The organism is Clostridium sediminicola, from assembly GCF_050402865.1.
Taxonomy (GTDB): Bacteria; Bacillota; Clostridia; order Clostridiales; family Clostridiaceae; genus Clostridium_AF; species Clostridium_AF sediminicola.
Genome location: NZ_BAABMF010000005.1, coordinates 210,321 through 225,626, shown reverse-complemented (window position 1 = coordinate 225,626; position 15,306 = coordinate 210,321). Strand labels below are relative to the sequence as shown.

General features: G+C 29.0%; 12 protein-coding genes and 1 riboswitch. All 12 genes read left to right on the top strand.

What is annotated here, in order from left to right; translation table 11 throughout:
• The first annotated feature begins 130 nt into the window (after nucleotides 1–130).
• The 12 genes from ACQ3F0_RS11400 (at nucleotide 131) to pflB (ending at nucleotide 15,304) form a co-directional block, all read left to right on the top strand.
• Nucleotides 131–1,408, top strand: a complete 1,278-nt coding sequence (locus ACQ3F0_RS11400; protein WP_428865376.1) for a hypothetical protein — start codon at nucleotides 131–133, stop codon at nucleotides 1,406–1,408.
• A gap of 53 nt (nucleotides 1,409–1,461) precedes the next feature.
• The gene (locus ACQ3F0_RS11395) at nucleotides 1,462–2,982 is read left to right on the top strand and encodes a GTP pyrophosphokinase (RefSeq protein WP_428865375.1); all 1,521 of its coding nucleotides are present in this window, start codon (nucleotides 1,462–1,464) and stop codon (nucleotides 2,980–2,982) included.
• Between the two features lie 140 nt (nucleotides 2,983–3,122).
• Nucleotides 3,123–4,220: a 6-phosphofructokinase gene (locus ACQ3F0_RS11390; RefSeq protein WP_428865420.1), complete on the top strand. Its 1,098-nt coding sequence runs from the start codon at nucleotides 3,123–3,125 to the stop codon at nucleotides 4,218–4,220.
• A 346-nt stretch (nucleotides 4,221–4,566) separates the two neighbouring features.
• Entirely contained in the window at nucleotides 4,567–4,740 is a 174-nt protein-coding gene (locus tag ACQ3F0_RS11385; RefSeq protein WP_428865374.1) for a hypothetical protein, read from the top strand.
• A 238-nt stretch (nucleotides 4,741–4,978) separates the two neighbouring features.
• The gene (locus ACQ3F0_RS11380; RefSeq protein WP_428865373.1) at nucleotides 4,979–5,596 is read left to right on the top strand and encodes a hypothetical protein; all 618 of its coding nucleotides are present in this window, start codon (nucleotides 4,979–4,981) and stop codon (nucleotides 5,594–5,596) included.
• Between the two features lie 256 nt (nucleotides 5,597–5,852).
• A complete protein-coding gene (locus ACQ3F0_RS11375) occupies nucleotides 5,853–7,136 on the top strand; it encodes an HD-GYP domain-containing protein (RefSeq protein ID WP_428865371.1) in 1,284 nt (427 codons plus the stop codon).
• A 27-nt stretch (nucleotides 7,137–7,163) separates the two neighbouring features.
• The gene (locus tag ACQ3F0_RS11370; protein WP_428865370.1) at nucleotides 7,164–7,694 is read left to right on the top strand and encodes a DUF5317 family protein; all 531 of its coding nucleotides are present in this window, start codon (nucleotides 7,164–7,166) and stop codon (nucleotides 7,692–7,694) included.
• Between the two features lie 339 nt (nucleotides 7,695–8,033).
• Nucleotides 8,034–9,608 (top strand): 2-isopropylmalate synthase, encoded by a 1,575-nt coding sequence (locus ACQ3F0_RS11365; RefSeq protein WP_428865369.1) that lies wholly within the window; start codon nucleotides 8,034–8,036, stop codon nucleotides 9,606–9,608.
• A 407-nt stretch (nucleotides 9,609–10,015) separates the two neighbouring features.
• Entirely contained in the window at nucleotides 10,016–11,281 is a 1,266-nt protein-coding gene (leuC, locus tag ACQ3F0_RS11360; protein WP_428865367.1) for a 3-isopropylmalate dehydratase large subunit, read from the top strand.
• Complete coding sequence (gene leuD / locus ACQ3F0_RS11355; RefSeq protein ID WP_428865366.1) at nucleotides 11,281–11,769, top strand: 3-isopropylmalate dehydratase small subunit; 489 nt, start codon at nucleotides 11,281–11,283, stop codon at nucleotides 11,767–11,769. Before leuC ends, leuD begins: the two co-directional genes overlap by 1 nt.
• Nucleotides 11,769–12,833 (top strand): 3-isopropylmalate dehydrogenase, encoded by a 1,065-nt coding sequence (gene leuB, locus ACQ3F0_RS11350; protein WP_428865364.1) that lies wholly within the window; start codon nucleotides 11,769–11,771, stop codon nucleotides 12,831–12,833. The genes leuD and leuB overlap by 1 nt, the downstream gene beginning before the upstream one ends.
• Before the next feature lie 68 nt (nucleotides 12,834–12,901).
• Nucleotides 12,902–12,986, top strand: a riboswitch (ZMP/ZTP riboswitch).
• Between the two features lie 59 nt (nucleotides 12,987–13,045).
• Nucleotides 13,046–15,304, top strand: a complete 2,259-nt coding sequence (gene pflB / locus ACQ3F0_RS11345) for a formate C-acetyltransferase (protein ID WP_428865363.1) — start codon at nucleotides 13,046–13,048, stop codon at nucleotides 15,302–15,304.
• Nucleotides 15,305–15,306 lie beyond the last annotated feature (2 nt).

Sequence of the window (15,306 nt, the reverse complement as noted above, 5' to 3'; positions counted from 1 at the left end):
TTGTGTCAATTATGTTTCAGCAATGTTAAATTCAAAAATTAATTTAATTTGTTAAAGTATTATTCTTAAATAACATTTGATATAGTATAATAACAATAAATCCAATCTAAAATATTAGGAGAAAATTTTAATGATTAAGTCAAGTATTAATAATCAATGTAAAATATTTTTAGAACAGTATAAAGAAATGTGGTGGGAAACTGATAAAAATTTTCATGAACTAGGGTTAAAAACAGGTTATTGGTATAAGAAAAAAAAAGAGAGAGAAACAGAAAAATTTATAAAAACATTTATTGAATATATTGAAAAATTTCCTGCGGGCCCAAAAGAGAAAATTATCTGGAAGGAAAAAGTTAATACATTAATTACTAATTTTGTTAATTCATCAAATATAATTGATAAGAAGCATAAGGATATTTTATTTAGCAAGGAGTTAATGAAGAGTACTGAGGAGTTTGTTAATGAAGCTAGATCCTTCAATGATTCAATGGCTATGGAGGATATTGGACAGGCTATGAGGAATGTATGGATTATGAATATAATTCAATTATTGTTAAATAAAAAAGTAGAGTTTACTCCAGCAATGTTTGGGTATAGTATGTTATACCCGTATACTGATAATTATTTAGATGATAATAATATTTCTATGGAGTGTAAGAAAAACTTTAATAGTAGATTTGAAGTTAGATTAAAAGGGGAAAAAATTTCACCTGAAAATGAATATGAGATAGATATTTTTAATTTAGTCAGTAGAATTGAAAGCCAGTATGAGCGAAAAGAGTACTCAGAAGTCTTTCAAAGCTTATTGTTAATACATAATGCTCAAAGGAAGAGTATAATACAACAAGATAAAAAATCTGTACCATATGAAAAAGATATTTTGGGTATAAGCTTTGAAAAAGGAGGAAGTTCAGTTTTAGCAGATGGCTATTTAGTCAATGGTAATCTCAGTAAGAAAAATGCGTTTTTTTTCTTTGGATATGGAATCCTACTACAAATTTGTGATGATTTACAGGATGCTAAAGAAGATTATGACAATAATCATATGACGATAATATCTCAAATTGCTACAAAATATCCACTTGATAGCATAACAAATAGCTTGATAAATTTTACATTAAAATTGACTGATGACATGAAAGAGTTTAGTGGAGATAATATTGATGTTTTAAAAGATATAATACGAAAGAATTGTATACTGTTAATATATTTTGCAATAGCTAAAAACAAGAAATTTTATAGTGGATGTTATTATAATGAGATAAAAAATTATTTTCCGTATACACCAAGATTTATGAATGGATTTTATAAAAGATTGAAAAAAAAATATAGCAGATTAAAAGATTGTTATAATGGAATAAAGGTAGAAGAAATACTTATGTATGCTTTCCAGAATGAGGAAAATTAAAAGTTATGATATAATTTACATACTATAATATTTAGGAATTGTAGGAGGAAAATATGGAATTAAGACTATTTACTTTTATAGATGAAGTTACAGATTTGTTGGAAAATATGAAGAATCAATTAGAAATTGCAGTAACAGATTTAGAACTATACTTTCATGAAATTTTGCTAGCTAGTGAAACTGATTATTCAAATATTAATTCAAGATTAAAATCTACAGAAAGTTTGAAAGAAAAGATTTTAAGAAATACATATTACAAGAAGTATGATTCAGCAGAGGAGCTTTTGTCAAATTTATCGGACTTAATAGGTATAAGAATTGAATGTAGATTTATTGAAGATGAAGAAAATGTATATAAAGCATTAAAGAAGTTTTTTAATAAAGTTGATGAAGAAGGATATTATTATAATGAAGTAGACAAAAGCATAAGGTTAGAATTGACTACGTTACAACCCCAACATCAAAAAAATGGGTTTAAAATTTTTAGAATAGATGGATATTATGAATATCACAATAAAAAAATTAATTTTGAAGTTCAAATAAAATCTCTTGTCAATATTTTTTGGGGAGAAATAGAACATAAAGTAGTTTATAAAAACAACAATTATGTAGGTAATGATGATTTTATGAAGAATATTCTAGGATCAATAAAGAAAAACTTATCAATGATAGATAATCAATTATTAATGATAGATAACCAATTTAAAAAAATGAATGCAATAAGTCCTGCGGTTAGAAAAGCCCAGTTAGAAACTGTACTTTCTAAAATGATATATGATATATTTTCAACAAGAATGAAGGGTAATATAGGATTTATTGTTGATTTTAGAAATTCTTGTGACACAATAATGAAATATATATTCAGATCTAATAAAGCGGAAAACTTGGATGACTATAATAAGACATTAATAACAACGTTAACAAGATTAAATGAAATCTCTAAGAATAGTATTGACTTTGATAGTGAACTAAAGTTTGAGAGAGATATTATACTAAAAGATGATTTTTCTATTACATTAGGTAAAGAAATTTTAAATTCTATTAATATTGATTTTGAATGGAATTTGTTTTTTAGAATACTATTTGAAATAGAATTAGGAAATAATGCTGAAGATTTTGAAACATTTATAGACTACTTGAAAAATCGATTCTATGAGAATCATAATTTGTGGCATTTGACAAAAATATTTAGTATAGAAGAGGCAGAGACAATACTTGATGAACTAATGTTGCAAATAGCAAAAAACTTCAAATACATTGACTCGGTGAAATTTATTTATGACAATATTGTTGAAGAAATAAATAAAATGTTTGATACAGTGATAAATATAATATGCAAAAATATTTCATCTTATGACCAATGGATTGAGGAAAAAGATATATATTTCGAGTTTTTTAAACTTAAAACACTATCAATATTTAGTTACAAAATTAGTAGAGAAATTGTAGAGAATTTTATTGAAGAAGTTACTTACAAAAAGTCTAATTCAATCAGTGACATAACAATTAAACAATATGCAAAAGAATTAGAAAGAATAATTAGAATAAATCCAGCTGATATAATTGAATTATAAAAACTAGTTTAGAAAATTGTGAAAATTTACAAAATTGCCAAAATAGCATTTACATTAATCTAATTTAAAGTTATCATAATAATTATATAGTTATATTGGAATAATATTATTAGTAGATTTAGCTGGAGGGGATTAATATGATGAAAAATGGTATTAAAAAAATTGCTCTATTAACTGGTGGAGGAGATTGTCCAGGGCTTAATGCAGTTATAAGAGGCGCCACAAGAACAGCTATTTTGAAATATGGTCTTGATGTTATAGGATATAAATTTGGATATAGAGGTTTATATAATAATGACTTTATGCCGTTAACTTTAAAAACCGTTTCAGGTATTCAGCATCAAGGTGGTACTATGTTGTTTAGTTCAAATAAAGATAATCTTTTTGATTATTCAGTAGAAGAGGATGGAAAAATAGTAAGAAAAGATGTATCTGATGTAGCTATAGAAAATCTAAGAAAAGAAAACGTTGATGCATTAGTGGTAATTGGTGGTGACGGTACGTTAACTAGTGCAAGAGATTTTGGGAGAAAAGGTGTAAAAGTGATTGGAGTACCTAAAACTATTGATAATGATCTTGCGTCTACTGATGTTACTTTTGGTTTTAATTCAGCAATTAATGTAGCAACTGATGCATTAGATAGATTGCATACAACAGCAGCTTCACATCATAGAATAATGATTCTTGAAGTTATGGGAAGAAATGCAGGTTGGATTGCTTTAGAATCTGGAATTGCTGGTTCAGCAGATGTTATTTTGCTTCCAGAAATACCATATAATATCGATAAAGTAGTGGAAAAAATAAAAGATAGAGAAGATAGAGGTAAGTTGTTTAGCATTATTGTTGTTGCTGAAGGTGCTAAACCTAAAGGTGGAGATGTGGTAGTTCACAAAATCGTCGCAGATAGTCCTGATCCAATTAGATTGGGTGGAATAGGCAACAAGCTTGCCTATGATTTAGAACAAATCATAAAGAACCATGAAATTAGATGTACAGTTCTAGGACATATTCAAAGAGGTGGAATGGCATCAACTTTTGATAGAATCTTGTCAACTAGATATGGAGTAGAAGCTGTAGAATTACTAAATAAAAGTAAATTCGGAAATATGGTTTGTTTAAGAGGAAGAAACATGAGTTATGAGCATCTTGAAAATGTTATAGGTGCAATAAAACTTGTCAATCCTAAAGGTGAAGTTGTTGAAGCTGCTAAGAGTATAGGAATATCATTTGGAGATTAGTAAAATATTTTGAACTTAAGATTTATTATGGATGATTAAAGAGCCATGAAAGTTTATTTATAACTTTCATGGCATATTTTTATTATATAGGAATTCTGAAAGCTAAAAAGGAAATAATTAATTAGAAAAAAATATTGCTAAATCAATAGTTGTGAAAACGTTTATTTTACAATGTTTGAGCAATAAATTTATAAATACACTTGGTAGTGAAAATTTATAAAAAATTTATAGAATTATTGTTATGAAGTAAGCATAATATCTTATTGTTAATGAAAAACCCCTATGCTAAAATCTATATAAATATAAATTTTGGGGCACAAAATTTAAAATAAAAGGGGGCTTTTCTATGAAGATGAACAAATCAACAAAGGAATCAAATGGTAAAAAAACACTTGTTGAGAAAAAAGTTTTAAGTGATTCAGATAGAAATTACTATGAATATATCAGAAATTTTAAAAATAATAAAGAAGAGCTTAATGAATGTGGTAATGATTATAGCGCTGCATTTATGATGTTATAATTTTAATATTGAATTTTAGTATGGTTATCAAATAACTCAATTTTAGACATTTGATGACCATATTTTTTATTTTTTGATATTTTCTTAGTAAAATCTGATTGTTAAATTTTATGTTAGCTTGTATAATAGATTTGTAGAAGTAAATTAATAGAAATTTTTATAGTATTAAATAAAATATTTACAAAGGGTATATAACATATTATTATAATATTAATATGTATAAAGGAGATTAGATACTATGATTGCTGAATATGAAAGTATTATCAAAAAAATTGACGGAATTATTAATGTTAAAATTATACAAGAAAATGACGATATAAAAGAAGTACACATTTTAGCAAATAGGATGAGATCTCCAAAACAGATTGTAAGAGATATTGAGTCTTGTCTGATAGCTGCATACGATTACAGAATAGATAGAAAAACATTAAGTATAGCTCAGATTCAAACGGATGATACTTTAAAGATAAAAAGAATAAAATTAGATGCAATATCAATAAAAACTGAAGAAAATGTTGCAGAATGCACTGTTAACCTTTCTTATGAAGGCAATATATACGGAGTGACTGAATTAGGTGTAAAAACTTTAAGTAATAGATATAAATTAATCGCTCGTTCTACAATAAAAGCTGTGGAAAAAATTACTGGACATGTTATGATGTTTGATATTCAAGATGTAGAGGTTAATAATAATAGAAATGTGGTTTATGCAAATGTATTTGTAAATATGTTCTACAAAGGCAATGAAGAATTACTAATAGGAGCCTCAATAGATAAAAATGATATAAACGTAGCAATATGTAAAGCAACTTTAGATGCAATTAATAGAAAAATTGAAAAGAGCAGTTCTTTGTAATGCATTAAGGACCGATTACAAAAATTAAATTAATTAAATTATTTTTTTATTCCTTTTCTTAGCGGAGCTAACTATGGCAAGTTATAGCGGAGCCTTGTTAATCCAATATGAGGGAGGAATGTAAAGTGAAAATAAGAAAATACTTACCTGCTATAATGGCATTATTAGCATTGGCAATAGCTGGTGGTTCTGAAGCTACTTGGATGTGGTAAATAATTAAATAAATGTAATCGGTCTTTAAATAGAGGAGGAAGCTATGAAAAGGTTGCCTTTAAAAATCAAGGTTTTTTTACTCATAACTTATTTAACTACTAGTTTGTTTTTTTATTTGTTTTTGAAAACAGGATATTTGGAAATTAGACTAATAGACTTTAAAAAAATAATTTTTTTCTCAATATTGGTAATGTTGACTGAATCGTTAACGGTTGTATACAAAAAAATGTCATTTAGCACTTCTTTTGCTATAACATTATCTTCATATATTTTATTTGGAGCTTTCAATGCAATTATTATAAAGATTATTGGATTTACATTTAGAGTTGCTAAAGGAGAAAAAAAGAAATATTCACATATACTTAACACACCTTTTTATGGTACATTATCAAATTATTGTTTTTTGATACTACCATTATTAGTTGGAAATTATTTCTACATAACTTTAGGTGGAAGCTTTGGAGGAGTATTTTTATTAAAAAATATAGTTTATATTATGTTTTTTAGTCTAATATTGTTTCTTACAAACACTTTACTAATATCGATTCTATCATCTTTAATGAGTGGTAAAAATTTCGTATATTGGTTTTTTAATAATGCAAGAATTATGATCTTAAATATTGTTGCAATGATACCTTTCGCTTTAATTATTGTGGTGGTATTTAATGAGTATAACTATATTGGTGTTATGTTGATGTTTTTTCCAACAGTTTTGGCAAGATATACATATTCATTATTCTTAGAAACAAAAGAGCAATATATTCAGTTAGTTAATGCGTTAACTCGGTCTTTAGAAGCTAGGGATCAATATACAGAAGGCCATTCACAAAGAGTTGCTGATATTGTTACGATGATAGCAAAAGAATTAAAATATACTGAATGGAAAATTGAAGAACTTAGAGTAGCATCTTTGTTACATGATGTGGGTAAAATTGGTGTTTCTGATAATATATTATTAAAACCAGGAAAACTCGAGGATGATGAATTTGCAATAATAAAAGCTCATCCTGAAATAGGTTATACAATCTTAAAAGATGTAAAAAACTTAAGCAAAATAACAACTATTGTAAGATATCACCATGAAAGATATGATGGTAAAGGATATCCAGTAGGTAAATCGCATGATCAATTAGAACTTGATGTTTTTATAGTTCAGTTAGCTGATGCTATTGATGCTATGGCAACAGATAGACCATATAGAAAGGCTTTACCTGAAGAACGTATAATAGAAGAAATAAAAAATAATTCTGGTACACAATTTCACCCAATGGTTGTAAAAGCTTACTTAAGTGCTATTAATAAAAAAATAAATAAAAAAGTTTTATGATGAATCTCTATAGTATGAGGTGGCAAAATGTTTGTAATGGCTATAGTTTTGGCTATAATAATTGGATTATTATTAAAAGGTAGTTTGAAAAATTTAGAAAACTTAAAATTAAATAAAATTAGTTTTATATTTATTGCGTTTATAATTGAATTTTTTATAATTATTTTAACTAAAAATGGAGTAGTAGAAAAAGGAACTTTAACTTTAGTTGTTGATTTTATAATGTATATATTAATATTTTCTTTTATATATTTTAATAGAAAAGATAAATTTATTGTTGTAATGGGGTTTGGTTTTTTATTAAATGCAATACCGATATTTGCTAATGGAGGAGCTATGCCAATTAGTGCAGAAGCTTTGAAAAGTGCGGGGTTGAATGTTGAAACGACTCAAACTGGATTATATAAATTAATAGACTCAAGTACTAAATTTGCTTATTTAGGAGATATAATTCCTTCAACATTTTTAAGAAGAACCGTTATGAGTATAGGAGATATTATATCTGCTTTAGCAATGATGATAGTAGTAATATTAAATATGAAAAAAAACACAAATTAATAAAAAGACAAAATTTTTATATAAAAATAGAACAAAATTTTATGTTGACAGATTTAATGAAATGATTTATCATACTGAATAAGTTATATTTATTCAAAAGCATGTTTAAAATTTCATATAATATGCAATGACTAGAAGTAGTAAATAGTTAGATGTTTTACAGAGAAGGGAAAAAGCTGAGAACCCTGGATAATCGATTATTGAACTTGTCTATGAGCAATAGGAAAAGAAATCCTATCGGCTAAGCCGTTATTCAATTAAGAGAAATTTTGGATGGTACCGCGCGCAGACGCTCCAATGGAGTAGGGTCTGTTTTTTTATTGCACTTATTTATAAAATATGGGTTTAATAGAATTTATTTACTTTACGGAGTTCAAAACAAAGGGGGCATTCTTAATGAAAAGAGTAATTATTTTTGACACAACACTTAGAGATGGGGAGCAAACACCAGGTGTTAGTTTGAACAGAGAAGAAAAAATTGAAATAGCAAGGAAATTAGAGAAGTTAGGAGTAGATGTTATAGAAGCTGGTTTTCCTATAACATCAATAGGTGATTTTGAAGCAGTGTCAGCTATAGCGAAAGAAATTAAAAAGTGTTCAGTTGCAGCACTTGCAAGAGCTAATAAAAAAGATATTGATAGAGCATGGGAAGCTGTACAATATGCTGCTAAACCAAGAATACACACTTTTATTGCAACTTCTGATATACACATGAAGTATAAATTAAAAATGGATGAAGAAACAGTTATACAAAAAGCAAAAGAAATGGTGACTTATGCAAGAAGCCTTTGTGAAGATATAGAATTTTCTCCTGAAGACGGTAGTAGAACTAGACCTGAATTTTTGTACAGAGTTTTAGAAACTGTTATAGACGCAGGTGCAACTACTTTAAATATTCCAGATACAGTAGGGTATACAACGCCTGATGAGTTTGGAGCATTCATTAAAGGAATAAAAGAAAATGTAAAAAATATCGATAAAGCTAAAATTTCAGTTCATTGTCACAATGATTTAGGTTTAGCTGTGGCAAACTCTTTAGCAGCACTGCAGAATGGTGCAGATCAAATAGAGTGTACAATTAATGGATTAGGTGAAAGAGCTGGTAATGCCGCACTTGAAGAACTTGTTATGGCATTAAGAACTAGAAAAGACTTTTATCAATGTGAAACAGGAATTAAGACAGAAAATATTCATAGAATATCTACACTGGTCAGTCGTTCAACTGGAGTAATGATACAACAGAATAAAGCAATCGTAGGGGCAAATGCTTTTGCTCATGAATCAGGAATTCATCAACATGGAGTTTTAAATAATAGAACAACTTATGAAATTATGACTCCAGAATCAATTGGTTTGAAAGATAATGTAATGATCCTTGGAAAACATTCAGGAAGACATGCTTTTGAAGATAGAATCAATGAATTGGGTTATAATTTGGATAAAGAAAAATTAAATGAGGCATTTGTGAAATTCAAAGATCTTGCTGATAGAAAGAAACAAATCTTAGACGAAGATATAGAAGCGATTATACATGAAGAAGTTATAGAAACAAAAGCAAAATATACATTAGAAGAATTCCACATAAGTACAGGAAATAAAATAAGTGCCACATCTACTGTTAAAGTTGTTAGTGAAACAGAAACATATGAAGAAGCAGCTATTGGTGATGGACCAATTAATTCTATTTTCAAAGCAATTGAGAGATCACTTGGAGAAGAAATGGAATTATTAGATTTTTCTTTAAAAGCTATAACTGGTGGAAGAGATGCACTAGGTGATGTTAGAGTTATGGTTGGAAAAGATGGAGAAAAATATGTAGGTAGAGGCATGAGTACAAATATTATAGAAGCAAGTGCTAAAGCTTACTTAAATGCACTAAATAAATATATAGCGAGTAAAGAGAAAGAGATTTAATTTTAGGTGATAAATTGATTGTTATAAATAAATTAAAATATAAATTATTTTAATTTGTATTTGTTTTATAAGTGTTGATATCAATGTTTTACAGAACATTTATAAATTGTGAAGAAAAGAGTTTCGCAATTTTTAGTGACAAGTTACAAGTGATAAGTGACAAGTTGTGGATACCTTTCGTAAACGAAAGTTTTTAATTAAACAAAAGATATAAAAAATCTTTTTGCTTAGCAAAAGATATTTATTCCATCATCGAAGATGATATAGGCTTAGTTAAAGATTTTCTAAAAGAAAATCATCATTAACTTGTCACTGATTTGTTTCGCTTTTTATTTCAATTGAGAATTACTTATTTGAAATTAACACAATCTTAAAATTTAGTCTAAAAAATAGAGGGGATGAAAAATATGGGGATGACAATGACTCAAAAAATTCTTGCTGCTCATGCAGGATTGGAAGAGGTTAAAGCTGGTCAGCTTATTAAAGCAAAATTAGATATAGTATTGGGGAATGATATTACAACACCAGTAGCTATTAAAGAATTTAATAAAATGGGTGTTAAAGGAGTATTTAATAAAGATAAGGTAGTTATAGTACCTGATCATTTTACTCCTAATAAAGATATTCAATCAGCTGAACAATGCGTGCAATGTAGAGATTTTGTTAAAGAGATGGAAATTACTAATTATTTTGAAGTTGGTAGAATGGGAATAGAACATGCATTGTTACCAGAAAAAGGTTTGGTAGTTGCAGGAGATGTAGTTATAGGAGCTGATTCGCATACTTGTACTTATGGTGCTTTAGGAGCATTTTCAACTGGAATAGGTAGTACAGATATGGCGGCAGGCATGGCTACTGGAGAAGCGTGGTTTAAGGTTCCACAAGCAATAAAATTTAATTTAACTGGTAAGATGAATAAATGGGTTAGTGGAAAAGATGTTATTTTGCATATTATAGGAGATATTGGTGTTGATGGTGCAAGATATATGTCAATGGAGTTTTCAGGTGAAGGACTTAAGAACCTTAATATAGATGATAGATTTACCATTGCGAATATGGCTATTGAAGCTGGTGCTAAAAATGGTATATTCGAAGTAGATGAAGTAACATTGGATTATATTAATGAACATTCTGCAAAAGAATATAAAATTTATAAAGCAGATGAAGATGCAGAATATGCTAGAGTAATAGATATCGATTTGGCAACTATAAAGCCAACAGTTGCATTTCCACACTTACCGGAAAATGCAAGAACGTTTGACCAAATCGATGATATAAAAATTCATCAAGTTGTTATTGGTTCATGTACAAATGGAAGAATTGAAGATTTAAGAGCAGCTGGAGAAATACTAAAAGGAAGAGAAGTTCATCCAGATGTTAGAGCAATTATAATTCCAGGAACACAAAAAATATACCTTCAAGCGATGGAAGAAGGATTAGCTGAGATATTTATAAAAAGTGGTGCTGTATTCTCTACACCTACATGTGGACCTTGTTTAGGTGGACATATGGGTATTCTTGCAAAAGGTGAAAGAGCAGTATCAACTACAAATAGAAACTTTGTAGGTAGAATGGGAAGCACGGAAAGTGAAGTATATCTTGCAAGTCCAGCTGTTGCAGCGGCTTCTGCTGTTACAGGAAAGATTTCATCACCAGAGGAGGTAGTTAAATAATGAATAGTAAAGTTATAAAGTATGGAGATAATGTAGATACAGATGTAATTATTCCAGCTAGATACTTAAATGCAAGTAGTGAAGAACATTTGGCGCAACATTGCATGGAGGATCTAGATAGTGAATTTAATAATAAGGCAAAGACGAGAAAAATAATAGTTGGAGGCAAAAACTTTGGGTGTGGATCTTCAAGAGAGCATGCGCCAATTGCAATTAAAGCAGCAGGTATTCAATGTGTTATCGCAGAATCCTTTGCAAGAATATTCTATAGAAATTCTATTAATATTGGATTGCCAATAATTGAATGTGAAGAAGCTGCAAAAAATATAGAAGATAATGATGAGATAATTGTTAATCTTGAAGAGGGTACTATAGAGAATGTTACAAAAGGTAAAAGTTATAAAGCAGAACCTTTCCCAGAATTTATTAGAGAAATTATTGATACAAATGGGCTTGTAAATATGATTAGAGGAAAGGTGGAGCAATAATGAAAATTACAGTTTTAAAGGGCGACGGAATTGGACCAGAAGTAGTACATGAAGGGATAAAAGTATTAGAAAAGATTTCTAATAAATATTCAATAGATCTTAGCTTTGATTATGGTTCTATAGGGGGTGCTTCTATAGACGAGTATGGTGTTCCATTGACAGATGAAACTATCGATAAATGTAAAGCTTCTGATGCAGTTCTTTTAGGCGCTGTAGGTGGACCTAAATGGGAGGCTATTCCTAAAGAAATTAGACCAGAAGCGGGACTATTGAAGATAAGAAAAGAGTTGAATCTATTTGCTAATTTAAGACCAGCAATAATGTTCAGTGAATTAAAAGATGCTTCTCCATTAAAAAATTCTCTTTTAGAACAAGGTTTAGATATTATGATAGTTAGAGAATTAACTGGTGGTATATATTTTGGAGAAAGACATAATGAAATTATAGATGGTGTTGAAACTGCATGGGATACTATGAAATACATGGATTATGAAATTGAAAGAATTGCTAGAGTTGCTTTTGAAATAGCTATGAAAAGAGATAAAAAACTAACTCTTGTTGATAAAGCGAATGTATTAGATAATTCTAGATTATGGAGAAGAATTGTAGAAAAAATGGCAGATGAGTATCCAGAAGTGGAACTTAAATCTTTATATGTAGATAATGCAGCAATGCAATTAGTTACGAATCCAAAACAGTTTGATGTAATTGTAACTGGAAACATGTTTGGAGATATTATTAGTGATGAAGCTTCAGTTTTAACAGGTTCATTAGGAATGTTGCCATCAGCAAGTTTAGGAGATAATAAATTTGGTTTATATGAGCCAATTCACGGTTCTGCTCCTGATATAGCCGGAAAAGGTATTGCAAATCCAATAGCAACTATTATGAGTATATCAATGATGTTAAAATATACTTTTGGAATGAATGAAGCAGCAGAAGATATTAATACCGCTGTTAAAAAAGCTCTTGCATTAGGATATAGAACAGCTGATATCCATGAAGAAGGAAAAACTTTATTATCTACTTCTGAGATGGGAGATAAGGTAGTAGAACTTATATAAAAATAATTTTAGTGTCTTGACAACAAAATTATTTGATGATATTATTATCTTGAAAATAGTATTGAATCAAACTATTACACGACTGGCGGAAAAAGTGGAATTAACCACGATGGGAGTGTAATTAGATATATGCCGACCGCCTGGGCGACTAGTCCAGGCGGTCGTTTATTTTTTTGCTCCGTCTGGAAAAAATATTAAGGGGGCATATGGATATGGAATTTAAACAATGGAATGGATTTAAAAAAGGAAATTGGAATGAGGGTATAGATGTAAGGAATTTTATTCAATTAAACTATTCGCCATACAATGGGGATGAGAGTTTTCTTAATTCATCTACAGATAAGACAAAAGCAGTATGGGAAAAATGTGAAAAACTTTTAACAGATGAATTAAAAAAAGGTATTTTAGATGTTGATCTAACAAGGGTATCTGGTATTGATAATTTTGAAGCTGGTTATATTGATATTGAAAATGAGACTATAGTAGGTTTACAAACAGATGCTCCTTTAAAGAGAATGATAAATCCTTTTGGTGGCATTAGAATGGTTGAGAAAGCGTTAAAAGATTATGGATATAGAGTAGATGAAAATATGGATAGAATTTTCACTGAATATAGAAAAACTCATAATCAAGGGGTTTTTGATGTATATCCCGAAGAAACAAAACTTGCAAGACATTCAGGTTTGTTAACTGGTTTACCCGATGCTTATGGTAGAGGTAGAATTATTGGAGATTATAGAAGAATAGCTTTATATGGTATTGATGTTTTAATGGAGAATAAATCTAAGGATTTAAAGAAGTTAAAAGGACCTATGAGTGAAGAACTTATGAGATTAAGGGAAGAAGTTAAAGAGCAAATAAGAGCATTGAATAAGATTAAGAATATGGCAAAAACCTATGGATTAGATATCAGTAAGCCTGCCAGTAGTGCACAAGAAGCTGTTCAGTGCGTTTATTTTGGGTATTTAGCTGCAATTAAAGAAAATAATGGTGCTGCAATGTCTCTTGGTAGAACAAGTACTTTTTTAGATATTTTTATTGAAAGAGATTTACAAAATAGAGTAATAGATGAAAGTAAAGCACAAGAATTAATTGATCAATTTATTATAAAACTAAGATTAGCTAGACATTTAAGAACTCCAGAATATAATGAGTTGTTTGCTGGAGATCCAAATTGGATTACTGAAGCTATTGGAGGTATGGGACTTGATGGAAGAACCTTGGTTTCAAAAACATCTTATAGATATTTGCATTCTTTAATAAATTTAGGAGCAGCACCTGAACCTAATTTGACAATTTTATGGTCAAATGATTTGCCAGAAAACTTTAAAAAATATTGTGCTGAAATATCAATCAAAACAGACTCTATTCAGTATGAGAATGATGATCTGATGAGAGAATCTTATGGAGATGACTATGCTATAGCTTGTTGTGTGTCAGCTATGAAGGTTGGTAAGCAAATGCAATTCTTTGGAGCTAGAACTAATTTGGCTAAATCTTTGTTGTTTGCAATAAACGGTGGAGTCGATGAAAAGTATGGCATAAAAGTAATTCCTAATATAGAAAAAATAAATGATGAAATATTAGACTATAAAAAGGTTAAAGAGAAATACTATGCAGTATTGGAATATGTAGCAGAGTTATATGTTAATACAATGAATATAATTCATTATATGCATGATAAGTATGCATATGAAGCAGGTCAACTAGCTTTACATGATACTGATGTTAAAAGAATTATGGCTTTTGGAGTTGCAGGGTTATCAGTTGCAGCAGACTCATTAAGTGCTATAAAATACGCAAAAGTAAAACCAGTTTATAAAAATGGTATTGCAGTAGATTTTAGTATAGAAGGAGATTTCCCTAAATACGGAAATGATGATGATAGAGTTGATTCTATTGTTGTAGAATTAGTCCAAAAATTTATAAGTGAATTAAAGAAACATAAATTATATAGAGATGCTAAACATACTCTTTCAGTACTAACAATCACATCTAATGTAGTGTACGGTAAGAAAACAGGTTCTACTCCTGATGGAAGGAAAGATGGTGAACCATTTGCACCAGGAGCTAATCCTATGCATGGGAGAGATCAAAATGGAGCTTTAGCATCACTGAACTCTGTAGCAAAAATCCCCTATAAGGATGTATGTGAGGATGGGATTTCAAATACATTTTCAATAATACCAGAAGCTTTAGGTAAAGTTGAAAATGATAGAGTTCTTAATCTTTGTAATATATTAGACGGATATTTTGGGCAAGGTGCTCATCATTTGAACGTTAATGTACTTAATAGAGAGATATTAATTGAGGCAATGAAATATCCAGAAAAATATCCTACACTTACAATTAGAGTATCAGGATATGCTGTTCATTTTAATAGATTGACTAAAGAGCAACAATTAGAAGTAATAAGCAGAACTTTCCATAATACTATGATGCAAAGTAAAACAGAGGATATAGCTAGCTAAGG

Excerpts from the sequence above, each read along its gene's own strand:
- ACQ3F0_RS11400 (WP_428865376.1), top strand. The coding sequence starts at position 131 with ATGATTAAGTCAAGTATTAATAATCAATGTAAAATATTTTTAGAACAG.
- ACQ3F0_RS11395 (WP_428865375.1), top strand. The coding sequence starts at position 1,462 with ATGGAATTAAGACTATTTACTTTTATAGATGAAGTTACAGATTTGTTG.
- ACQ3F0_RS11390 (WP_428865420.1), top strand. The coding sequence starts at position 3,123 with ATGAAAAATGGTATTAAAAAAATTGCTCTATTAACTGGTGGAGGAGAT.
- ACQ3F0_RS11385 (WP_428865374.1), top strand. The coding sequence starts at position 4,567 with ATGAAGATGAACAAATCAACAAAGGAATCAAATGGTAAAAAAACACTT.
- ACQ3F0_RS11380 (WP_428865373.1), top strand. The coding sequence starts at position 4,979 with ATGATTGCTGAATATGAAAGTATTATCAAAAAAATTGACGGAATTATT.
- ACQ3F0_RS11375 (WP_428865371.1), top strand. The coding sequence starts at position 5,853 with ATGAAAAGGTTGCCTTTAAAAATCAAGGTTTTTTTACTCATAACTTAT.
- ACQ3F0_RS11370 (WP_428865370.1), top strand. The coding sequence starts at position 7,164 with ATGTTTGTAATGGCTATAGTTTTGGCTATAATAATTGGATTATTATTA.
- ACQ3F0_RS11365 (WP_428865369.1), top strand. The coding sequence starts at position 8,034 with ATGGGTTTAATAGAATTTATTTACTTTACGGAGTTCAAAACAAAGGGG.
- leuC (WP_428865367.1), top strand. The coding sequence starts at position 10,016 with ATGGGGATGACAATGACTCAAAAAATTCTTGCTGCTCATGCAGGATTG.
- leuD (WP_428865366.1), top strand. The coding sequence starts at position 11,281 with ATGAATAGTAAAGTTATAAAGTATGGAGATAATGTAGATACAGATGTA.
- leuB (WP_428865364.1), top strand. The coding sequence starts at position 11,769 with ATGAAAATTACAGTTTTAAAGGGCGACGGAATTGGACCAGAAGTAGTA.
- pflB (WP_428865363.1), top strand. The coding sequence starts at position 13,046 with ATGGAATTTAAACAATGGAATGGATTTAAAAAAGGAAATTGGAATGAG.